The 20,604-nt window shown below is 63.5% G+C and carries 24 protein-coding genes and 2 pseudogenes; 13 read left to right on the forward strand and 13 right to left on the reverse strand.

Annotation, left to right across the window (positions count from 1 at the left end; genetic code table 11):
• The first annotated feature begins 24 nt into the window (after positions 1–24).
• The 5 genes from AC3RCP_RS26905 to AC3RCP_RS26925 all read left to right on the forward strand — a co-directional run bounded on the left by AC3RCP_RS26905 (position 25) and on the right by AC3RCP_RS26925 (position 3,229).
• The gene (locus AC3RCP_RS26905; protein ID WP_492570704.1) at positions 25–327 is read left to right on the forward strand and encodes a type II toxin-antitoxin system HigB family toxin; all 303 of its coding nucleotides are present in this window, start codon (positions 25–27) and stop codon (positions 325–327) included.
• Between the two features lie 5 nt (positions 328–332).
• On the forward strand, positions 333–704 hold the full coding sequence (locus AC3RCP_RS26910) for a helix-turn-helix domain-containing protein (RefSeq protein ID WP_092417716.1): 372 nt from the start codon (positions 333–335) through the stop codon (positions 702–704).
• Positions 705–929: 225 nt separating this feature from the next.
• Positions 930–1,742 (forward strand): MerR family transcriptional regulator, encoded by an 813-nt coding sequence (locus AC3RCP_RS26915; RefSeq protein ID WP_492570703.1) that lies wholly within the window; start codon positions 930–932, stop codon positions 1,740–1,742.
• A 107-nt stretch (positions 1,743–1,849) separates the two neighbouring features.
• Positions 1,850–2,566, forward strand: a complete 717-nt coding sequence (locus AC3RCP_RS26920) for a purine nucleoside phosphorylase YfiH/LACC1 family protein (protein WP_492570702.1) — start codon at positions 1,850–1,852, stop codon at positions 2,564–2,566.
• An 81-nt stretch (positions 2,567–2,647) separates the two neighbouring features.
• Positions 2,648–3,229 (forward strand): hypothetical protein, encoded by a 582-nt coding sequence (locus tag AC3RCP_RS26925; RefSeq protein WP_492573201.1) that lies wholly within the window; start codon positions 2,648–2,650, stop codon positions 3,227–3,229.
• 9 nt (positions 3,230–3,238) lie between these two features.
• On the opposite strand, the gene AC3RCP_RS26930 is transcribed toward AC3RCP_RS26925, so the two are convergent.
• From AC3RCP_RS26930 to AC3RCP_RS26955, 6 genes are read right to left on the reverse strand one after another with little or no spacing between them, the layout of a single operon-like run.
• Positions 3,239–3,592 (reverse strand): gamma-glutamylcyclotransferase family protein, encoded by a 354-nt coding sequence (locus tag AC3RCP_RS26930; RefSeq protein WP_009045601.1) that lies wholly within the window; start codon positions 3,590–3,592, stop codon positions 3,239–3,241.
• Between the two features lie 15 nt (positions 3,593–3,607).
• Positions 3,608–4,702 (reverse strand): D-alanine--D-alanine ligase, encoded by a 1,095-nt coding sequence (gene ddlA, locus AC3RCP_RS26935; protein ID WP_492570700.1) that lies wholly within the window; start codon positions 4,700–4,702, stop codon positions 3,608–3,610.
• Between the two features lie 46 nt (positions 4,703–4,748).
• On the reverse strand, positions 4,749–5,228 hold the full coding sequence (locus AC3RCP_RS26940; protein ID WP_101339109.1) for a GNAT family N-acetyltransferase: 480 nt from the start codon (positions 5,226–5,228) through the stop codon (positions 4,749–4,751).
• A gap of 49 nt (positions 5,229–5,277) precedes the next feature.
• Positions 5,278–5,919: a LysE family translocator gene (locus AC3RCP_RS26945; RefSeq protein WP_492570699.1), complete on the reverse strand. Its 642-nt coding sequence runs from the start codon at positions 5,917–5,919 to the stop codon at positions 5,278–5,280.
• Positions 5,920–5,959: 40 nt separating this feature from the next.
• Positions 5,960–6,172: a helix-turn-helix domain-containing protein gene (locus AC3RCP_RS26950; protein WP_009050838.1), complete on the reverse strand. Its 213-nt coding sequence runs from the start codon at positions 6,170–6,172 to the stop codon at positions 5,960–5,962.
• Positions 6,173–6,179: 7 nt separating this feature from the next.
• Positions 6,180–6,737 carry a DUF2975 domain-containing protein gene (locus tag AC3RCP_RS26955; RefSeq protein WP_053262637.1) on the reverse strand — a complete coding sequence of 186 codons (558 nt, stop codon included), beginning with the start codon at positions 6,735–6,737 and terminating at the stop codon, positions 6,180–6,182.
• A 153-nt stretch (positions 6,738–6,890) separates the two neighbouring features.
• On the opposite strand from AC3RCP_RS26955, the gene AC3RCP_RS26960 reads away from it, so the two are divergent.
• The 3 genes from AC3RCP_RS26960 to AC3RCP_RS26970 all read left to right on the forward strand — a co-directional run bounded on the left by AC3RCP_RS26960 (position 6,891) and on the right by AC3RCP_RS26970 (position 8,587).
• Positions 6,891–7,232 carry a DUF190 domain-containing protein gene (locus tag AC3RCP_RS26960; protein ID WP_007926241.1) on the forward strand — a complete coding sequence of 114 codons (342 nt, stop codon included), beginning with the start codon at positions 6,891–6,893 and terminating at the stop codon, positions 7,230–7,232.
• 67 nt (positions 7,233–7,299) lie between these two features.
• Complete coding sequence (locus AC3RCP_RS26965) at positions 7,300–8,109, forward strand: AraC family transcriptional regulator (RefSeq protein WP_101339111.1); 810 nt, start codon at positions 7,300–7,302, stop codon at positions 8,107–8,109.
• 88 nt (positions 8,110–8,197) lie between these two features.
• Positions 8,198–8,587, forward strand: a complete 390-nt coding sequence (locus AC3RCP_RS26970; protein ID WP_007926239.1) for a cupin domain-containing protein — start codon at positions 8,198–8,200, stop codon at positions 8,585–8,587.
• A 192-nt stretch (positions 8,588–8,779) separates the two neighbouring features.
• Here AC3RCP_RS26970 and AC3RCP_RS26975 read toward each other — a convergent pair whose 3' ends face one another.
• The gene (locus tag AC3RCP_RS26975; RefSeq protein ID WP_492570698.1) at positions 8,780–10,189 is read right to left on the reverse strand and encodes an MFS transporter; all 1,410 of its coding nucleotides are present in this window, start codon (positions 10,187–10,189) and stop codon (positions 8,780–8,782) included.
• Between the two features lie 114 nt (positions 10,190–10,303).
• Between AC3RCP_RS26975 and AC3RCP_RS26980 the strand changes: the two genes are divergently transcribed.
• Positions 10,304–11,188: a LysR family transcriptional regulator gene (locus AC3RCP_RS26980; RefSeq protein ID WP_101339113.1), complete on the forward strand. Its 885-nt coding sequence runs from the start codon at positions 10,304–10,306 to the stop codon at positions 11,186–11,188.
• A gap of 175 nt (positions 11,189–11,363) precedes the next feature.
• Here the strand turns inward: AC3RCP_RS26980 and AC3RCP_RS26985 are convergent, their stop codons facing one another.
• Positions 11,364–11,963 (reverse strand): flavin reductase family protein, encoded by a 600-nt coding sequence (locus AC3RCP_RS26985; protein WP_101339114.1) that lies wholly within the window; start codon positions 11,961–11,963, stop codon positions 11,364–11,366.
• Positions 11,964–12,145: 182 nt separating this feature from the next.
• Here AC3RCP_RS26985 and AC3RCP_RS26990 point away from each other — a divergent pair, with 182 nt between their 5' ends.
• On the forward strand, positions 12,146–12,919 hold the full coding sequence (locus tag AC3RCP_RS26990) for an SDR family oxidoreductase (protein WP_492570863.1): 774 nt from the start codon (positions 12,146–12,148) through the stop codon (positions 12,917–12,919).
• Positions 12,920–13,097: 178 nt separating this feature from the next.
• Complete coding sequence (locus tag AC3RCP_RS26995) at positions 13,098–14,015, forward strand: LysR family transcriptional regulator (protein WP_101339115.1); 918 nt, start codon at positions 13,098–13,100, stop codon at positions 14,013–14,015.
• A 38-nt stretch (positions 14,016–14,053) separates the two neighbouring features.
• Here the strand turns inward: AC3RCP_RS26995 and AC3RCP_RS27000 are convergent, their stop codons facing one another.
• From AC3RCP_RS27000 to AC3RCP_RS27015, 4 genes and pseudogenes are all read right to left on the reverse strand, one after another.
• Positions 14,054–14,614: a methyl-accepting chemotaxis protein gene (locus AC3RCP_RS27000; RefSeq protein WP_371860915.1), complete on the reverse strand. Its 561-nt coding sequence runs from the start codon at positions 14,612–14,614 to the stop codon at positions 14,054–14,056.
• A pseudogene (locus AC3RCP_RS27005) lies at positions 14,597–15,370 on the reverse strand (PAS domain-containing protein); the annotation flags it as partial. The gene AC3RCP_RS27000 and the pseudogene AC3RCP_RS27005, both read right to left, overlap by 18 nt.
• A 236-nt stretch (positions 15,371–15,606) precedes the next feature.
• Positions 15,607–16,038 (reverse strand): methyl-accepting chemotaxis protein, encoded by a 432-nt coding sequence (locus AC3RCP_RS27010; protein ID WP_232539795.1) that lies wholly within the window; start codon positions 16,036–16,038, stop codon positions 15,607–15,609.
• A gap of 108 nt (positions 16,039–16,146) precedes the next feature.
• Positions 16,147–17,214, reverse strand: a pseudogene (locus AC3RCP_RS27015) (PAS domain-containing protein); the annotation flags it as partial.
• Between AC3RCP_RS27015 and AC3RCP_RS27020 the strand changes: the two are divergent.
• Positions 17,138–17,647, forward strand: coding sequence for a RidA family protein (locus AC3RCP_RS27020; protein ID WP_007928830.1), 510 nt, complete (start codon positions 17,138–17,140; stop codon positions 17,645–17,647). The pseudogene AC3RCP_RS27015 and the gene AC3RCP_RS27020 overlap by 77 nt on opposite strands.
• A 4-nt stretch (positions 17,648–17,651) precedes the next feature.
• Here AC3RCP_RS27020 and AC3RCP_RS27025 read toward each other — a convergent pair whose 3' ends face one another.
• Entirely contained in the window at positions 17,652–17,984 is a 333-nt protein-coding gene (locus AC3RCP_RS27025; protein ID WP_007928829.1) for a DUF2790 domain-containing protein, read from the reverse strand.
• Between the two features lie 333 nt (positions 17,985–18,317).
• Between AC3RCP_RS27025 and AC3RCP_RS27030 the strand changes: the two genes are divergently transcribed.
• A complete protein-coding gene (locus AC3RCP_RS27030) occupies positions 18,318–19,646 on the forward strand; it encodes an OprD family porin (RefSeq protein ID WP_101339117.1) in 1,329 nt (442 codons plus the stop codon).
• The last annotated feature ends 958 nt before the right edge of the window (positions 19,647–20,604 follow it).

Genomic DNA, 20,604 nt, shown 5'->3' on the forward strand with positions numbered 1-20,604 from the left:
ATGACGGGACTAGGATTTCGAGCCATGAGGATTATCGCCGTCAATCATTTGAAGACGTTCTGGGAACAGCACCCGGATGTCGAACAACCGCTTCTGGCCTGGATCGATGAAGCGCGCAATGCCAACTGGTCCAATCCGGCACAGATCAAGGAGCAGTTTTGCAGCGCCAGCATTCTTAAAAGCCGTCGTGTGGTGTTCAACATCAAAGGCAATGACTACCGCTTGGTAGTCGCCGTGGCTTACCGCTTTGGCGCCCTCTACATCAAGTTCGTTGGCACTCACCAGCAGTACGATGCCATCGACGCCGACCGCGTTGAAATGGAGTAACGACCATGCAGATTCGCCCTATCCACACCGACCAGGACTACCGCGCGGCGCTCAAGCAAGTGTCGGTGCTGTTCGATAACGAGCCCGAACCCGGCACCGCAGAAGGCGACTACTTCGACGTGATGATCACTCTGATCGAAGCCTATGAAGCCAAGCACTTCCCGGTCGACCTGCCCAACCCGATCGACGCCATCAAGTTCCGCATGGAGCAATCGGGTCTGTCGGCCGCCGACCTGGCTCCCGCCATCGGCCGAACCAACCGGGTCTACGAAGTACTCAACGGCAAACGCGCCCTGACCCTGCCAATGATCTGGAAACTGCACCAACTGTTCGGCATCCCCGCCGAGAGCCTGATCAAGCCGGTGAAATCGGTCTGAGCCGCTCCATCCGCTGCATACATCCACCATCACCGCCCTATGCCCTATGCCCTCGTTGTCCACGATGGCATTTTCATGTGAACTCCATCGCTGTGGGCCCCGACCCCATGACAGGTCCGAACATCCCCCCGTGATAACCAGAAAAAAGAGAAGACGGCCTTGAGCTTGCCCTTGGGTAAACCCCTAAAGTGCCGCTCGACCCTCACCACAAAAAAGGACGTTTGCATGCTCACCATCGGTCAAATGGCCCGCTGCCATGACCTCACCACCAAGACCTTGCGCCACTACGACAGCATCGGTCTGTTCACCCCGGCGCTGACCGGGCAGGACAACGGTTATCGCTATTACAAGCCGGAGCAGATCGGCATCCTCGGGCGCATTGTCTGGTTGCGGCAGCTGGGCATGGGGCTGGAGGAGATTCGTGGGCTGGCGGACAGCGGTGCGCTGCACAGTGTGTTGAGTCTGCGCCAGGCGTTGCAGGCCCATGCCGGTGAGCTGGAAACCCAGATCGCCCGCAGCCAGAACGTGCTCGGCCAGTTGCAGCGTTATCTGGCGCAGCCCGAGCACAGCCTGCCGGCGCCGCAGACGCCGGTGCGGGTGACGCTGGCGGCGCAGCGCATCATCGGCATGGCCTGGCAGCAGGATGACCAGGGCTCGATTGCCGAGCTGTGGCAGCGCTTCGAGCCACGGGAGCAGGAGATCCAGCGCCTGGCCGAACCGGTCGGCACTTATGGTATTTGCCAGCCCTTGGGCGACGGCCAATGGCGCTACGTCGCCGGGCTGCCGGTCAGCGCCGAGGCGCCCTTGGTGGAAGGCATGGTGGAACTGGAAATCCCCGCCCGCCAGTACGCCCGGGTCGAGCATCGGGGCACGGTGCAGACCCTGCCGGAGACCTTCCGCGCCGCCTACAGCGAATGGCTGCCGGCCGCCGGGATGCGGGCCGATGAAGGGGTGGAGTTCGAGTACACCGGGGAGCGCTTTTTCGGGCCGATGCACCCGGACAGCGTGGTCGAACTCTATATCCCGCTGAAAAACTGATGCCGCGATCGGACGAGCTGCCGACCAGTTGACAGGCCTCTGTCAGCAAAAGGACTCATGATCCCGCTATGCTCTGTAGCAGTCCAAGGCAACAGAGCGAAGGTCCGATGAGTTTCCAGGCGCCAGTGTTGAAGCAGATACCGGGCATCCGTCACGAGTTTTCGCGTATCGGGGCAACAAAGCCCGCCAACCTGTTCTTCTGCTCCCAGGCCCACACCGGCGAGGTGGTGGAGGCCAGCACCACCCTGCCGAGCGGCATCATCCGCGGCGACGCGGTGTTCACCCGCACCGGTCGCCCCATTGCGGTGATCACCGCCGACTGCCTGCCGCTGCTGATCAGCAGCGAGGACGCCTCGTGGGTCGCCGCGGTCCATGCCGGCTGGAAAGGCTTGCACGGCGGCATCATCGACAATGTGCTGCAGCACTTCGCCGCCAAGGGCATCGCCGCCCATCAGTTGCGCGTGGCGTTCGGCCCGTCGATCAAGCCTTGCTGCTACGAAGTCAGCCCGGATTTCATTAACACCCTGTCGGCCACCCAAGGCCACCTGTGGTCGCCGGAGCAGACACCCTGGAGCCAGCAGCGCCCGGCGCCACGGCTGCCCCCGGAGATTGCCCCGCCAGCGCCGACCCGGCCGGACTCGCTGTGGTTCGACCTGAGCCTCTATGCCCTGAACCTGTTGCGCGCGGCAGGCATCGATGAGGAACAGATCGAACACTGCGAACACTGCACCTACTGTTCCAGCGCGACCCTGGCCAGCTATCGCCGCCGCGGCCACCGGGGCGAGGAGAAGTCCTTCCAGTATTCCTGGATCGGGCGCGCCTGAAACCGCATCTTCAGATTTATCGCGATAGGTCCTTGGCATCGCACCGGGTTAATCTTGCGCGCCCTGTAGACCCACAAAGGAATGATCGTGTCTGACAAGCTCTATGCCCCGTCTCAAGCCCAGCTGGCCACTGCCAGCGACGTGCAGCGCCCTTTCTACGTAGTGTCCAAGACCAAGTTCATGACCCTGTTCATGCTGACCTTCGGCCTCTACCTGCTGTACTGGGCCTACAAGAACTGGCAGCAGTTCAAGCAGGCCAGCGGACAACCCATGTGGCCCATCGCCCGAGCCATGCTCATGCTGTTCTACACCCACGCGCTGTACCGCGAAGCCAATACCCTGATCAAGAAAAACGGCCGTCGCCATGACTGGCTACCGTGGGACCTGGCTTCGCAGTTCGTGGTGATACTGCTGATCAGCCACGGCCTTGATGGCATGTCCAAAAGGCATCCCGACAATCTGTGGCTGGATATCACCAGCCTGGTGCTGTTGCCGATCCAGGCGCTGGTGACCTTCAAGGGCCAGCGCGGCCTCAACGCCGCCGCCGGTGACCCACTGGGCGAAAGCAACGCGCGGTTCACCCCGATCAACTATGTGTTCATGGCTCTCGGGGCAACGCTGTGGTGCACGATGCTGTACTACATGGCCACGACTGTGAACTGAGCCCGGGCCTCAAACGCTCACATACACCCACGCCTCGATCCCGGACTGCAGCACCACGCTCACGCGTTTGTAGTCCGCCACCTCGTAGCTGTCCGCCGCGGCCAGCTCCTGGGCAGTAATGCGAAACACCGTCCCCGGGATAGGCGCGCTGGCCGCGCTGCCCGGGCGCAGGATCGGGTGATGGGTCTTGCCGCTGGTGGCCAGCACCTGGGGGTCGGTGATCTGCACCCAGGCCTGTTCATACCCCGGCAGCGCGTCCGCGCTGCCCTCCAGCTCGCGACCGAAGTTGGCCAGTTGCACGGCCTTGTCCTGCAAGGTGCCGTAGGAAAACAGGTACTGCGACGCTTCAGTGGCAACGCTCATTGTTCACTCCAGAATTCAGCGGCTGATTTTCAACGCCTGGCGCGCCGCATGGCGCTCCAGCGCCAACTCGATCAGGCGGCTGACCAGTTCGCTGTAGGTCATGCCCGCGGCCTGCCACAGCTTCGGGTACATGCTGATGCGGGTGAAACCGGGCAGCGAATTGATCTCGTTGATCAACACTTCGCCGCCCTGGGTCAGGAACACATCGACCCGTGCCAACCCCGAACAGCCCAGCACCTGGAACGCCTCGACCGCCAGGGTGCGAATGCGCTCGCTGACCTCTTCGCTGAGGTCCGCCGGCACCACCACCTGGGCCGCCTGGTCGTCGATGTATTTGCTGTCGTAGGAATAAAAACCGCTGCCGACCACGATTTCCCCGCAACCGCTGGCGATCGGCCGGTCGTTGCCCAGCACCGCGCATTCGATCTCGCGACCACTGACCGCCGACTCCACCAAGACCTTTTCATCGAAGCCCAGCGCCAGCTCGATGGCAGCGTGGTACTCCGCTGCGCTGGTGACCTTGCTCACGCCCACGGACGAGCCCTGGTTCGCCGGCTTGACGAACATCGGCAGGCCCAGTTTGCCCTGCGCCTGGGCAAAGTCGGTGCGCGCCGCGGTGGCCCGGTTCAGGGTGATAAAGGGCGTCACCGCCAGGCCGGCATCGCGCAGCAGGCGCTTGCTGATGTCCTTGTCCATGCACACCGCCGAACCCAGCACATCGGAACCCACGAACGGCAGGTCGGCCATGCGCAGCAGGCCCTGCAGGCAACCGTCTTCGCCGAGGGTGCCGTGGACGATGGGGAAAATCACATCGACGTGGCCCAACAGTTCCTGGCTGGAGGTTTCCAGCAGTTGCTGGCTGGCCTTGCCCGGCACCACCGCCAGTTCGCGGTTGGACCGGTTGAGGGCGATCAGCGCCGGGTTTTCCTGGTTGATCAGGAAGTTCGAGGTGTCGTTGAGGTGCCAGTGGCCGTTCTTGTCGATGCCGATCAGCACCGGCTCGAAGCGTTCGCGATCCAGCGCGTCGACGATGTTGCGCGCCGATTGCAGCGACACTTCGTGTTCGGCCGAACGGCCACCAAAAATAATCCCGACCCGCAGCTTGCTCATGGTTTGTTCCCGTTAAAAAAGTGGTTCAGCGCTTGTATCGGACCGCTCAAGCCGGCTGATGTCGCAGGTGAATCAGCGCCACCCGCTGATTTTGTTTGTTCCGGCGTTCTTCGATGGCGAACGGCACGAAACCGAGCTTGGGATACAGCAGCAGGCCCGCCACGTTGTCATTGAAGCAGGACAGGGTCACCTGCGCGGCCTGGTGCTTGTCCCGGGCGATGCGCAGCATCTCGCCGATCAGCTGCCCGGCGACACCGGCGCCGCGGGCCTCGGGATCGACGATGAGATTGCCGATGGTGCAGGTGCCGTGGGTACCCCATTGGTAGAAGTTGGCGAAACCCAGCACCTGGCCGTCTCGCTCGATCACTGTCGAATCGGAACGCTGGGCAATGGAGTCGCGCAGTTGCTCATGGGTCAGCGGCCAGCTGGCCGCCGGGAAAAAGAAAAACAACTCGCCGGGATCCCGGGCAAAACCGCAGATCCGTGGAATATCCCGATCCTGCACGGGGCGAAAAGTGAAGCTCATGTCCTGTCTCCTGACCCTGAAAATCCATGGCGTGCGCCCGGCCCCGGTTTCAGCGATTGGCCACCAGATGGGCGCCGAACAGCAGGTAGCAACTGCCGGCAAAGCGGTCCAGCCATTTGCGTGAACGACTATAGACGGCAGCCATGCGGCGGCTGGCGAAGAACAGCGCAACGCAGCAGTACCAGGTGAATGACAGCGAAGCCATGGTGAGCACGGCCAGGGCCAGCAGCAACGGCGGCGGTGACGCCGGCATCGAGGTGGCGAAAATGGTAGCGACGAACAGCGCCGACTTGGGGTTGGTCATGTTGCCGAGAAAGCCCAGGCGATAGGCCGAGAACAGGCTACGGCCCGACTCGTCAGGCAAACCGTTGCCCCCCCCGGTCGGCGCCGGTTTACGCTTGAACTGCTTGAGGCCGAGGTAGATCAGGTAGCAGCCGCCGGCAATCTTGAAGGCCAGGTACAGGGCCGGGGCCGCGCTGAACAGCGACTTGATCCCCAGGCCGCCGGCCAAGCCCCAGAGCACCGTGCCAGTGGCGACGCCCAGCGCCGCGGTCATGCCATGCCGACGCGAGCAGCTGGCGGCCAATTGCGCCGTGGTAAAGAAATTCGGCCCCGGCGTGACCACGGCCACGGTCCAGAGCAGCGCCAGCGACAGCAGCGGACCGGCATACAGCCAATGTTCAAGCGCCATGACACAACCGCCTTTTGTCACATGAGGGGGGACGCTGACGCTACTCCACCTCGGGCTCATGGATCAACAGGTCGCCCGGCTGACACTCCAGGTATTGGCAGATCGCATCCAGGGTCGCGAGCCGCAGGCCCTTGACCTTGCCCTGCTTGAGCAGGGACAGGTTGGCCTCGGTGATGCCGATCGCCGCGGCGAGGTCCTTGGATTTGACCTTGCGCCGGGCCAGCATCACGTCCAGCTGAATAACAATTGACATACTGATCTCACACGAAGGCGCGGTTTTCCGAATCCACTTCACTGGCCTGCCAGAGGATACGCGCGATGATGGAAATACACGCCGCCAAAAACAGCGCGACAAAGGTCGGTGCAGTGATGCTGAGACTGATCAGGCGTTCGCCCACTGGCGCGTTCAGGGTGACCCAGACACTGAGCAACGGCTCGCAGAGAAAATCCAGCAACACCCACAGCCCCACGCCCCGGCCGACCTTGCCCAGGTGCACCGCCGCGGCACAGGAAAAATACTCGCCACGGGCATAGCTCTGGAACAGCCGGCGCAGATGGCTCAAGCCATAGGCCAGCGCCAGCAGGGGGATGCTCGACAGCAAAATACCGCCCAGGGTTTGCCACCAGGGAAAAGCGGCACCGGCAGCCAGATGGCTCGACAGGCCATTGCTCAGGCCAAACCCGAACCCATAGCCATTTTCCGCGCTCAACTGCGGAAACAGCCACAGCGCCGCGTTGAGCAGCAGCATGGCAATGATCAGTAACAGGGTGACAGCCGACATGCGCTGGCTGAACCGGGCAAGACCTTGGGACGTCATGGGAAGGCTCCAGAGGAAGGAATGTGGGAGAAACCATAAATAATTAATTATCGTAAAACAATAATTAATTTTTGTTTTTCGATCATTAAATTCATAAGCCCAGCGATACCCCGGGGCTATGCTGAAAGTAATGGAGGCCATTGGAGAACGCTCATGAACGGTTTCCTGGTGATTTTCTTCACCCAGCAGAATCGCCGCTATCACGGCAAAATGCTGGGGGACTGGCTCGTCGACCTGGCCAATGAACTGGGCCTGCGCGGCGCGACCATGAGCACCGCCATCGAAGGCTTCGGCCACACCGGCCGGCTGCACTCCGCACACTTTTTCGAACTGGCCGACCAGCCCATCGAGGTCCGCCTGGCACTCACCGAAGAGGAGTCGGCCCGGCTGTTCGAACGCCTGGAGGACGAGGACATTGCGCTGTTCTACATCAAGACGCCGATCGAGTTCGGCACCCTCGGCAAAGAGGCCAAGGAAGCCGACGCGGGCAGATGACGCGCTGAAGACAGGTGCGCCCTCCTGGGTTACCGTACTGGCCTGACGTTGTGTCGAGGACAGTTTCATGGGCAAGCCCGCCCCCCGCAAAGACTGGGTCCACCGCGCGCCTCCCGCCCGGGGGCTGGAGCGTATCGAGGCGTTTTTCGCCGGGCATGGCTACGACCTGCACCGTCACGACACCTACGCCATCGGTCGCACGCTGTCTGGCGTGCAGAGCTTCCAGTACCGCGGCGGCTGGCGCCATAACCTGCCGGGCGGGACCATGGTGCTGCATCCGGATGAAGTCCACGACGGCGAAGCCGGCACCCAGGACGGTTTCCATTACCGCATGCTGTATATCGAGCCGGCGCTGATCCAGCAGATCCTCGGCGGCCAGCCGCTGCCCTTCATCAAGAACGGCCTGTCCACCGACCTACGCTTGTTCGCCGCCACCGACACCTTGCTGCGCAGCATGGACGGCCCGCTGGATCCGCTGGAACAGGAAGACGCGCTGTTCGATCTGGCCCATGCGCTGAATGCCGTGTCCGGCGTTTCCCGGCCGGCGCAGCGCTTCGACTATCAGGCCGCGGAGCGGGCGCGGGAATACATGCACAGCGCCCTGGACCAGAGCATCACCCTCGACGAACTGGCCACCCACAGCGGTCGCGACCGCTGGAGCCTGTCGCGGGACTTTCGCCTGCTGTTCGGCACCAGCCCCTATCGCTACCTGACCATGCGCCGCCTGGACCTGGTCCGGGCGCTGTTGCTGCAAGGCCAGTCGCTGGTCAGCGCGGCGCTGCTGGCCGGCTTTACCGACCAGAGCCACATGACCCGGCAATTCAGCAAGACCTACGGCCTGCCGCCAGCGCGCTGGCTGAAAATGCACGGCCGCTGAACGCCGCCCGGCACGCACAATCGTACAAGAACCGCAGCACCGCGCTGATTACCGTAGAGGCCCGATCCCCTCTTTACGGAGCCGCAGCATGAACCCGGCCAGCACCACGCCCATCACTTACCAGAGCCTGAATTTCGCCTACAAACTCAGCCTGTTCGACGACCACTGGCAAGCCCGCGTCATCGCCGAAATGAACGACTACCAGTTCAAACTGGTGAAGCTGCAAGGGGACTTCATCTGGCACGACCACCCGCACACCGACGAGACCTTTATCGTCCTCGAAGGCCAACTGCGCATCGACTTCGCCGACGGCCAGGTGACCATCAACCAGGGTGAGATGTTTGTCGTGCCCAAGGGCATGAAGCACAAGCCGTACGCCGAACAGGAGGTCAAGTTGCTGCTGATCGAACCCAAGGGCGTGCGCAACACCGGTGAAGAAGGCGGCGAACGCACGGCCGCCAATGATGTGTGGATCTGAGCTCTCACGCTGACTCACCCTGTAGCCGCTGCCGAGCAACGCGAGGCTGCGATCGGCAGCGCAGCGGCCGTAAAGACGGGCAATGCATTCTTCAAGGCAAACCGTATGCGCAGGTTTGGCGAGGACTGCGTCCTCGTTCGCAGCCTCGCTTCGCTCGGCAGCGGCTACAGGTGCACTGTCATCTGCTGCCACTCAGCCGCGCTCGGCAGTTGCCGCCAGGCTCTCGGAGCCAGACGCCGGCACTCGCAAACGCAGGGCCAACAGCGCCCCCAGCAGGGCGAGCAAGGCGCTGGCGCCCACCGCCTGCTCGATGCCGGCCGCCTGTGAGCCGCCCAGCCCGGCGTTGGCCAGCGACACCAGCAGCGCCAGCCCCAGCGCGCCACCGATCTGTTGGCTCGTGGAGGCAATGCCCGCCGCCACGCCCTGCTCGCCCGGCGCGATGCCCTGCCCGGCCGAGACCCACATGGCGGTCCAGGTCATGCCCTGGCCGATGCTCAGCACCACGATGCCCGGCATCAGGCTCCAGAACCCTGCCCCATCGGGCAGCGCCACATACACCCCGCCAATGCCCAGTGCACCCAGGAGCAAGCCGCTGACCAGGGTCGCCCGCAGCCCGAAGCGCAGCAACGAACGTTCGGCCAGCCAGATGCCCACGGTGCACAGCAGCGTCGCCGGCAAAAACGCCACGCCGCTTTGCAGCACGCTGTAGCCATAGACCTGCTGGAAATACAGGGCGAGGAAGTAGTACTGCACGCCGAAGCTGCTCATGAACAAGGCCGTGAGAAACATCGCCAGGCGCAGCTCGCGATGGGCCAGCAGGCGCAGCGGCATCAGCGGGTCGTGGCCACGCTGTTCGATCCACACGAACACCCCGAGCAGCAACAGCGCCAGCGCCCCGCAGCCCAGGGTCGCCGGGGCGCTCCAGCCCCATTCCGGGCCCTGGACGATGGCGAACACCAACAGCGTGCCGCCCACCGTCACGGTCAAGGCGCCGCTGAGGTCGAAACGCCGGCCGCGCTCGCGCTGGCCATCGGCCGGAATCCAGCGCCGGGCCAGCAAGGCACAGGCCCCAGCCAGCGGAACGTTGACCAGAAACACCGCCTCCCAGCCCCACCATTGGGTCAGCACGCCACCGAGCAACGCGCCCAGGGCCAGGCCCGCCGCCGAGGCCGCGCTCCACACCGCGAACGCCCGGTTGCGCGCCGGCCCTTCGGGGTAATGGCTGTTGATCAGCGCCAGCGTCGCCGGGAACAGCATGGCCCCACCGACACCCTGCACCGCCCGCGCCAGCACCAGCAGCAGTGCGCTGCCGCCCAGGCCACCGGCCAGCGAAGCCAGGGCGTACAGGCTTTGCCCGACGATGTAGAAACGGCGCTTGCCCAGCAGGTCGGCCGCCCGACCGCCCAGCAGCAGGAAGCCGCCGAAGGCCACGCTGTAGGCACTGACCACCCATTGCAGCTGTTGCGCGGAAAACCCCAGGTGGCTGCCGATCTCCGGCAAGGCGACGAAGACGATGGTCGCGTCCAGGGCGATGATCAGCTGCGCGCTGGCCAGCAGGAGCAGCATCCAGCCTGACGGCCTGGCTGAAGAGGTGGCGGGCATCACGTCGAGTCCTTGTGTGGAAAATAAAGGGGGGATGAATCAAGGACCCTCAGTTTCTTTGATGCTGATTAGATGATAAATACCGTCATTGCTCTTTCAGTGATGACTTTAATCATGGATCTGAACGCCGTTCGTTTGCTGGTCCGGGTCGCCGAGACCCGCAGCTTTACCCGCGCCGCCGGCGATCTGCGGCTGACCCAGTCCGGCCTGTCGCGGGCCATTTCGCGCCTGGAGCAGCAACTGGGCGTGCGCCTGCTGCAACGCAACACCCGCAGCGTCAGCCTGACCCCGGACGGCCAACTGCTGGTGGAGCGCGCCGCGCCGCTGCTGGCCGAACTGGCGCAGACCGAAAGCCTGCTGCTGGACCGCCGCGACTCGCCCACCGGGCTGCTGAAAATCAGCACGCCGTCGCTGTTCGGACGCAAGGTGGTGATGCCGTTGATCGGCCGCCTGACCGAGCAATACCCGGACCTGAGCATCGAGGCGGTGATGACCGATCGGCTGGTGGACATCGTCGACGAAGGCTTCGACGCCATCCTGCGCACCGGCGAGATCCAGGACCAGCGCCTGATCGCCCGGCCCCTGGCGCCGCTGCGTTGGGTCACGGTGGCGTCCCCGGACTATCTGGCGCGCCATGGCACGCCGCAGACGGTGGAAGAGCTGCAACAGCACAACTGCCTGACCGTGCGCAATTTGCGCAGCGGGCGCCTGGTGGACTGGCAGTTCACGCGCGACGGCAAGGTGCGCGATGTCAGCGTGCCCAGCCGGCTGATCTTCGATATCGGCGACGCGCTGGTGGACGGTGTGCTGGGGGGCTTCGGCATCGCCCAGTTGATGAACTTCGCCGTCGAGGACGCCCTCGCCGACGGCCGCCTGGTGCCGATCCTGCAGACCTTCTCCGGACGCAGCCGGGCGCTGTCGCTGGTCTACCCGCCGTCGCGTCAGTACTCGCCGAAACTCAAGGTCTTCGCCGACGCCCTGAACACCGTCAGCTGGTAAGCCCGCCTGTAGCCGCTGTCGAGCGAAGCGAGGCTGCGTTCGAGGACGCAGTCCTCGCCAAACCTGCGCACGCGGTTTAGCTGGATGAATGCGGCGCCTGGTTTGGCGACCGCTGCGCGATCGATCGCAACCTCGCGGGCTCGGCAGCGGCTACGGGGGTAGCGGCGCAGGCGGTTCACAAGGCCAGGGTCTTGCCGTCCAGCGAGTCGCCAATCGTCAGGAAATGCCCGCCCGCCACATGGTGCAGGGTGCGCAAGGCATCGTGCCCGGTGAAATGCCAGCGGCCGGCGCTGAACACTCGCTCATCGGCCTGGGCGGCGATGACTTCGCCGAGGAACAGGTCGTAGCGTTCATGGTTGTGCGGTTCCGGCAGCAACCGGCATTCGAGCCAGGCCACGCAACCCTCGAGCAGCGGCGCGTCGATCAGCTCGCCGGCGAAGGTCGCCAGGCCATAGCGCTCGAACTTGTCGCGGCCCTGGTCGCGGTTCAGTTCCAGGCCGGAAGTGGAGCCCACGGTCTGCGCGATATCGACCTGGGCGGCGCACGGCACGTTGAGCACGAAGGTGCCGGAGGCTTCCAGCAGTTGCCGGGTCCAGGTGGATTTGTCGAGCACCACGGCGACTTTCGGCGGCTCGAAATCCAGCGGCATGGCCCAGGCCGCGGCCATGATGTTGCGCTGGCCGCCATGGGTGGCGCTGACCAGCACGGTCGGCCCGTGGTTGAGCAGACGGTAGGCCTTGGCCAGCGGAACCGGACGACGATGGGATGGGCTCATGGGTAAGGCTCCAGGAGAAAAACGTCGATTGTAGCGACATCCCGGTTCGGCACGGCAGTCGGGATTGGGCAATTTCCCTGGACAATCCATCCAGATTGACCGGGCTTATCCCTGACTCGCGGCTGCTTAGACTGGGCCTTCACCTCACAGGCTGAAGGAGCTTTTCCATGGCAGACCATTCTTTGAAAAACCACTCGTTGAAAGACAAGGTCGCGTTGATCGCCGGTGGCGTGAAGAACCTGGGCGGCCTGATCGCCCGGGACCTGGCCGCCCATGGCGCGAAGGCCATCGCCGTGCATTACAACAGCGCCGCCAGCAAGGCCGACGCCGACCGGACCGTGGCGGCGATCAAGAACCTGGGCGTCGATGCCCACGCCTGGCAGGCCGACCTGACCGCCGCCGCGGCCGTGGAGCAACTCTTCAGCGACGCCAAGGCGCATTTCGGCAAGATCGACATCGCCATCAACACCGTGGGCAAGGTCCTGAAAAAACCCATAGTCGAGATCAGCGAAGCCGAGTACGACGACATGTTCGCGGTCAACTCCAAGAGCGCGTTCTTCTTTATCAAGGAAGCCGGCAAGCACCTGGAGGACCACGGCAAGCTGGTGTCGCTGGTGACCTCGCTGCTCGGCGCCTACACGCCGTTCTATGCTGCCTACGGCGGGGCCAAGGCACCGGTGGAACACTTCACCCGCGCCGCCTCCAAGGAATTCGGCGCCCGCGGCATCTCGGTGACCGCCGTGGGCCCTGGGCCGATGGACACGCCATTCTTCTACCCGGCCGAAGGCGCGGACGCCGTGGCTTACCACAAGACCGCCGCGGCGCTGTCCGGCTTCAGCAAGACCGGCCTGACCGACATCAAGGACGTGGTGCCCTTCATCCGTCATCTGGTCACCGACGGCTGGTGGATCACCGGCCAGACCCTGCTGATCAACGGCGGCTACACCACCAAGTGAGGCCCGGCCTTCTGATCGACGGTTGTCATCGACCCGAGTAATCCGCCAAGGGGCGAGGTAGATTGGCGTTTGCGAAAGATCGCCATCAGGTGCGACATGATCCCGTAGGAGCGAGCTTGCTCGCACCTACAACAGTACCCAGCGCACCACCCACAAGCTCCGGAACAACGCCCCATTCATGGATAAGCTCGAGCAGTACCGTGTATTCATCCAGGTGGCTGACATGGGCAGTTTCATCAAGGCCGCGCACGCCCTTGAACTGCCCCGGGCTACCGTCTCGGCAGCGGTACAGCAACTGGAAACCGCCCTCGCCACGCGCCTGTTGCACCGCACCACGCGCCAGGTTCAGCTGACCGCCGACGGCGCGGTCCTGCTGGAGCGCGCGCGTCTGTTGCTGAGCGATGCGGTGGAACTCGAGCAGCTGTTTCACACCCGTCAACTGGACGTCTGTGGCCGGCTCAATGTCGACGTGCCCAGCCGCATTGCCCGGCGCTTCATCGCCCCCGCCCTGCCCGAGCTTTTCGCCCGCTACCCCAGCCTGAAGCTGGCGCTGGGCTCCACCGACCGTTCCATCGATCTGGTGCAGGAAGGCGTGGATTGCGCGATCCGCGTCGGTACCCTGCGCGACAGCAGCCTGATCGTCCGGCGCCTGGGCCACCTGGCCCTGATCAATTGCGCCAGCCCTGACTATCTGGCCCGGCACGGCCAGCCACAAACGCCGGGCGACCTGGCCGACGGTCACTGGATGGTCGGCTACGGCTCCCCCAGCACGGGCCGCGAACAGCCCTGGGAATACCTGGCCGAAGGTCACGAGCTGGAACTGAATTTGCCCAGCCGGGTGATCGTCAACAACGCCGAAAACTACATCGCCTGCTGCAGAGCCGGGCTGGGCCTGATCCAGATCCCGCGCTTCGACGTGCAGTACCTGCTCGACCGGGGCGAACTGGTGGAAGTCCTGCCCGGTTTTCGCCCCGCGTCCATGGCGATTTCCGCGCTCTATCCCAATCGCAACCATCGCTCGCGCCGGCTGAACGCCTTTATCGAATGGTTCGAAACCCTGATCGCGCCCCATCTCGAAAACGACCGGCAGGACTGACAGCGGCCCCACCCAGGCTGCTGGCTGCAGCCAGCCCATCAGCCGGACAACTGATGGGCGAACTGGCCGACGGCGCTTACCACCTTCTGCGCGCCGTCCTGGATCTCGACGATCACCGTGCCGGCTTCGGCGGCCAGGCCCAGGCCCTGCTCGGCCTGGGTCTTGCCGTCGACCATCAGCACCACCGCGTCGCGGGCCATGTCCTGGTTGCGCCGGACCACGCCGACGATCTCGTCGGTGGCCTTGCTGGTGCGCGAGGCCAGTTGCCGGACCTCGTCCGCCACCACCGCGAAGCCGCGCCCCTGGTCACCCGCGCGGGCCGCTTCGATGGCCGCGTTGAGCGCCAGCAGGTTGGTCTGTTCGGCAATGTCGCTGATGGTCTTGACGATGCTGCCGATCACCCGCGACTGCTCGTTCAGCGCCTCGATGCTGTCGCTGGCCTGCTGCATGTGGGTCGCCAGGTCGCGCATCACCTGCACCGCTTCGGTCACCACCGAAGAGCCGCGCTGGGCGCTGCTGTCGGTCTGCTGCGAGATGGTGTAGGCGATCTCCGCGGCGTCGGCGACGGTCTGCTCCTGCTTGACCTGCTCGGTGATCACCGTGGCGAATTTCACCACCTTGTAGAGTTTGCCGTTGGCATCGACCACCGGGTTGTACGAGGCATCGAGCCAGACCACGCGGCCGAGACTGTCGATGCGCTTGAAGCGGTCGGCGACGTACTCGCCGGCATTCAGCCGCTCCCAGAACACCTTGTAGGCCGGACTGTTGTACTCCTGCGGCTCGCAGAACAGGCTGTGGTTCTGGCCCAGGATCTGCTCGAGGCTGTAGCCCATGCAGCTCAGGAACCGCTCGTTGGCGGTCAGTACCCGGCCCTTGAGGTCGAACTCGATCACCGCGGTCGAACGCAGCAGGGCCGCGATCAGGTTGTCGTGCTCGCAGGCGGTTTCCACGGTTTCGGTCAGGTCATTGGCGATCAGGGAAAAGGACCTGAGTTGCCGCTCGGAGTTGAAGATCGGCTGCAGGATCACCCTCAGCCAGGCGTCATGACCGTCACCACGACGCAGACGCAGGGTGTCGTCGAAAGGCTCGCTGCAGGCCAGCGCCGTCATGAAACGCGAGTGCGCCTCTTCGGGCCGGGCATCGTCCGGCAGCAGATTGTCGATGGGCCAGCCCAGCAGCGCCTCGGGGGAATAATGCATGCCCTGGGTGAAATTGCGGTTCGCCACCAGGATCCGGCGCTGCGGATCGAGATCGACACTGAGCTGGGTGCGCTCGAAACCTTCCTTGACCTGCTCGAGCGCACGAAACTCCTCACCCAACGCGAGGAGCTTCTGATTCAAACGTTTATTGAACATGGATACACCGATAGCCTGTGATTGGAGACTGCAGCAGCCTCACCATCGGCGTTGGAAACGCGTTCTTGACGCGCTCAAGGCTCTTTAGGATTTATCTTCCATAGAGACAGGAAACTTCCTAACCACCCGCGCAGGGCGCGCTGGCGTTGGAGCAGATCGTGGCCGTCGACCTGGCGGCCACTCGGCACCCGACGTCATGGCCTGGAAAAGGCCTGACGCCGGGTCCGGGACAGGACTCAGTTGGACAATTGGCTGGCGAACTGGCCGACGGCGTTCACCACCTTCTGCGCACCGTCCTGGATCTCGACGATCACCGTGCCGGCTTCGGCGGCCAGGGCCAGGCCCTGCTCGGCCTGGGCCTTGCCATCGGTCATCAGCGCCACGGCCTCGCGCGCCATGTCCTGGTTCTGCCGTACCACGCCGACGATTTCGTCGGTGGCCTTGCTGGTGCGCGAGGCCAGTTGCCGGACTTCGTCGGCCACCACGGCAAAGCCGCGTCCCTGTTCACCGGCCCGCGCCGCTTCGATGGCCGCGTTGAGCGCCAACAGGTTGGTCTGTTCGGCAATGCCGCTGATGGTCTTGACGATGGTGCCGATCACCAGCGACTGCTCGTTCAGCGCCTCGATGCCTTCACCGGCCTGCTGCATGTGCTTGGCCAGGTCGCGCATCACGTTCACCGCCTCGGTCACCACGGTGGTGCCGCGCTGGGCGCTGTTGTCGGTTTGCAAGGAGGTGCTGTAGGCAATGTTCGCCGCCTCGGCGACTGCCTGCTCCTGGTTCACCTGGTCGGTGATCACGGTGGCGAACTTCACCACCTTGTACAGCCGGTTGTTGGCATCGACCACCGGGTTGTAGGAAGCCTCGAGCCAGACCACGCGACCGTAGCTGTCGATGCGCTTGAACCGCCCGGCGACGAACTCACCGGCGTTCAGGCGCTTCCAGAATGCCTGGTACTCCGCGCTGTTGTATTCCTCAGGCTCGCAGAAGGTACGGTGATGCTTGCCCTGGATTTGCGCCAGGCTGTAGCCCATGCCGTGGAGGAAACGCTCGTTGGCCGTCAGCACGTTGCCGTTGAGGTCGAACTCGATCACCGCCGTGGAGCGGACCAGCGCGCCGATCAGATTCTCGTGCTCGCGAGAGGCTTCGATGGTGCGGGTCAGGTCGCTGGAGTAGATCGAGAACTGTTTGATCCGCCCCTGGGAATCGCGAACCGGCTGGGAGATCGAGCGCAACCAGGCTTCCTGGCCGTTGCCGCGCAGCAGGCGTACCGCGCCGGCAAAATGCTCGCCACGGGTCAGCGTCGCCTTGAAACGGTGGTGGAACTCATCGGTCTTGACGTGGGCCGGCACAATGTCCTCGATGTGACGACCGACCAGTTCGCTGCCCCTGTAGAGCATTTCCAGGTTGAAGTTGTCGTTGACCGACAAAATGCGTCCATCGGGATCGAGAACCAGCACCAGCATTTCGCTGTCGAGACTGTCCTTTACTTGCTGGAGGCTCGAGAGTTCTTCGCGTAGAGCCAACAGCTCTTGCTTCAAGCTTTTGTTGAACATGGGATGCACCGATGGGCAGTAATAATGGGCAGCATTGTCTCTAGCCATCGGCGCTTGAGTATTTTTCTGAAGACCCCATAAGACATATCCGACCAAAAAACTTTGAAACGCCTCGGGCCCCGGCCCCGCGGGGCTACAACCCATGCTCCGGAGCCCGGAAGAGGGGCTATAGTCGTGCTCTGGAAAATCAACGGCAATCGACGGAGTGCAATCTATGGAGGCTTCACGCAAGGCCCTGTTCGACCAGGTGGCGACGCGTCTGGGACACGCTTTCGACGGTGAAATGCGCATCGGCGGCAACTATGTGCCCGCGGTGCAGAACGGCGACGAGGTGTACGTCAGCGGGCAGATCCCCCGCATCGACAACACCGTGAAGGTGGTCGGGCGGGTCGGTGGCGATGTTTCGCTGGAAGACGGCCGGTATGCCGCACGTATTTGCACCATGCGCGCCCTGGCGATCCTCGCCCAGTTGCTGGGCGATCTGCAGCGGGTGAAAAAAGTCCTGCGGCTCAACGTCTATGTGCAAAGCGCCGCCGACTTCACCCAGCAGAGCGAAGTCGCCGACGCGGCCTCCGAAGTGCTCTATTCGATCTTTGCCGAGGCCGGGGTGCACACCCGCACGTCCCTCGGGGTCTATCAGCTGCCGAAGAATGCCGCGGTGGAAATCGACATGATCGTAGCCCTCGAACCGCTTCCCGCGCCCCATGAGGACGTTGAGGATTAGGGCCCTAGCTGCCATTGGTGCGGCACTGGCCCATGACCTGATACTCAACGGTCTTGAGCTGTCCGGCCGAATCCTCATAGGTCATGCGTGACGGCACCGGGTTGCAGGCCTTGGCCGGCGGCGTCACGTTGACCACCTTCTGGATGTCCAGGGGCATGCCGTAGCGATAGTTTTCCACCACCGGCGCCTCCTTGCCCTGCTTCGCCGCGTAGGCCGCCATGGCCTTCTCATTTGCCTGCATGGCGCGGTCGAAGGTGCGGTCGCCGCCGCCCTCGGCCATGGCCAGAGACGAAATGGAAAGTACCAGCGCGGCGATACTCAATTTAAATAACTTCATGACTGTTTCCTCGTTCTGGTTAGTTGCAACGAGGATAACCAACAGACCCTGTCGGGAAGATCACGGGTACATTACTTATATGTAATAAACCCGAGACCGCTTCTTGCCCTTGAGAAAACCCCATATAAAACAAGGCCTCCAACTAAAAACAAATACAACTTACAACTTTTATCCTTGCAGAATTGTAATAACCGGGTCACCTCCGCGTTATCTGTTGTTTGCAACTATCGACGCTGACTCCAGCCGTTAACCAGACGGTTCGCGAGTACAACTAACAAGAACGCCCCAGGCGACATAACAGCTGATAGCTGCCCATATCCAGGAGCAAACAACATGCGCATTCAAACCCGCTGGTCCCTGTCCGTGTTTTCTGCGGTACTGGGGCTGAGCCCGTTGGCCGTGAACGCGGCAGACGACCAGCCCGAAGGTTTTATCGAAGGCAGCAGCCTCAACGTGCTGGCCCGCAACTACTACTTCAATCGCGACGATCGCAAGGGCCAGTCCAGCCCCACCGGCAACGGCTATTCGCAGGCCTGGGCCCAGGGGCTGATCGGCAAGTTCGAATCCGGCTTTACCCAGGGCACCGTCGGTTTCGGCCTCGACGCCTTTGCCATGTATGGCCTCAAGCTCGACTCGGGCGCCGGCCGCAGTGGCGGTCGCGGGTCGTTCGGCATGCTGCCGGTGGACAGCGACAACCAGCCGGCCGACAACTACAGCAAGGTCGGCGGCGCGGCGAAAATGCGCCTGCTCGACACCGTGATCAAGGTCGGCGACGTCTTCCCGAAAACCCCGGTGGTACATTACGGCGACTCGCGCCTGCTGCCGGAAAGCTTTCGCGGCGCCACCTTCGAGAACACCAGCATCGACGGCCTGAGCCTCCAGGGCGGGCGCCTGCACAGCATGAGCCAGCCCGACAGCAGTAGCCTGCGCGACGGTTTCGCCACCTTCTATGCCGGCAAGGTCGACTCGCCCTGGGTCGCCTACTTCGGCGGCGACTACAGCCTGAACAAGCACCTCAGCTTCAGCCTCTACAGCAGCCGCCTGAAGGACGCCTGGGACCAGTACTACTTCGGCACCGCGGCGACCTGGCCGATCTCCGACGAGCTCTCGCTGTTCGCCGGGTTCAACTATTACAAGGCGGTGGACGAGGGCAAGAAACTGCTCGGCGAGTTCGACAACGACATCTGGAGCGCCAAGATCGGCGCCACCTATGGCGCCCACACCCTGTCGCTGTCGCACCAGCGCAACAACGGCGACGACGACTTCGACTACCTGCGCCAGTCGGACTCGATCTTCCTCGACAACTCGATCCAGTACAGCGACTTCAACTCGCCGAAGGAACGTTCGTGGATGGTCCGCTACGACCTCGACATGCAGCCCCTGGGCATCCCCGGCCTGTCGTTCATGACCCGCTATGGCAAAGGCAGCGACGCCGACTACAGCAATGCCAACTCGGTGTACATGCGCCGCGGTGCGGACGGCAATCCGCTGACCGACCAGCGCCGCTGGGAACGCGATATCGAAGCCAAGTACGTGGTGCAGGGCGGCACGCTCAAGGACCTGTCGCTGCGCATCCGCCAGGCCACCGTGCGCTCCAGCAGCTTCGAATCCGACCTGGAGGAATTCCGCCTGATCGTCGAATACCCGCTGGCCATTCTCTGAGCCCTTGCGCCGGGCAGGCGCAAGGGTCTGTCCGAAAAGTCGGCAAGCGAAGGTCAGGCTGTTTTAAACGCAGCATGACCTGCATAGCGCCGAAGGCGCCCAACGCGCAGCCACTTTTCGGACAGCGCCTAAGCCCGCCCGACGTTAAAACTTCTTCACAGACTCCTGTCTTTCAGAACTGTAATATCGCCCTCACCTTCTCGTCAGGTTGGCCTTCGTATACTTGCCCGCATGCCCGAGCCGACAGCGCTTCGCTGGCGGCCAGCCACTTGCGGGAGATCATGTCTTGAAGCCTGCCCACCTGACTCCGCCTGGCCAGCCCAGCGCGCTTCCCAGCGATAACAGCAGCGAACGCGCCAGGCATGCCCTGGAACAATTCTGGCTCGGCCAGCAACAGCACAACGGCGAAAACAACCACAACGGCGCAACCGGCGCCGCCCCTCACAGAACCGCAGGGCCCCAGGCATGCACAGCCTCCCGCTGACGCCGGCCCACCCCGAGCACATTCATCTCTGAAGCGTTTTTTCGAATGCTCCTTTGGAAAGAGATGAATTTTTAGCGTCCCGCATGGGGCGCTTTTTTTTGCCCGCCACTTCCCTCCCCGTAGCCGCTGCCGAGCCTGCGAGGCTGCGATCGACCGCAAAGCGGGCGCAGCTCTTGAAATCGCAGGAGGTCCTGCAGACCTATCGCAGCCTTCGGCAGCGGCTACATCTGCCCCCGTAGCCGCTGCCGAGCCCGCGAGGCTGCGATCGACTGCGAAGCAGGCGCCGCTTCTGAAATCGCAGGAGGTCCTGCGGACCTATCGCAGCCTTCGGCAGCGGCTACATCTGTCCCCGTAGCCGCTGTCGAGCCCGCGAGGCTGCGATCGACCGCGAAGCGGGCGCAGCTCTTGAAATCGCAGGAGGTCCTGCGGACCTTTCGCAGCCTGCGGCAGCGGCTACATCTGCCCCCGTAGCCG

The organism is Pseudomonas sp. GW822-FHT05A08 (assembly GCF_058800485.1).